This is a genomic window from Mesorhizobium sp. M8A.F.Ca.ET.208.01.1.1 (genome assembly GCF_004791315.1).
Lineage (GTDB): Bacteria > Pseudomonadota > Alphaproteobacteria > Rhizobiales > Rhizobiaceae > Mesorhizobium.
In genome coordinates, this window is the sequence record NZ_SRUT01000445.1 from 1 (window position 1) to 279 (window position 279).

Below are 279 nucleotides of genomic sequence, written 5' to 3' on the forward strand. Positions count from 1 at the left end.
GATACATCATGAACGTGTTTTCGAACTGACCATAGATGTCCTTCTGGACACCCTCGAAATTTACGTCCTTCGAACGCTTCTCGAACTCGCCGCCGAGGATCTCCTCCCAGTTCGGCCCCCACTCGATCTTTTCCATCCGCTCGCCGGTGATCGCCGAACGCGGGCGGGCCGTGGGGAAAGCTTTCGATTCCTTCGCCGTATGCAGGTGCTGGTAGTCGAAGGTGAACGGCTCGTAGTAGTCGTCAATCTCCGGCAGGTCGGGGTTGGCGAAGATGTTGG

The 279-nt window shown here is 57.3% G+C and carries 1 pseudogene; it reads right to left on the minus strand.

Annotation, left to right across the window (positions count from 1 at the left end):
• Nucleotides 1-279, minus strand: a pseudogene (gene narH / locus EN851_RS36020) (nitrate reductase subunit beta); the annotation flags it as partial.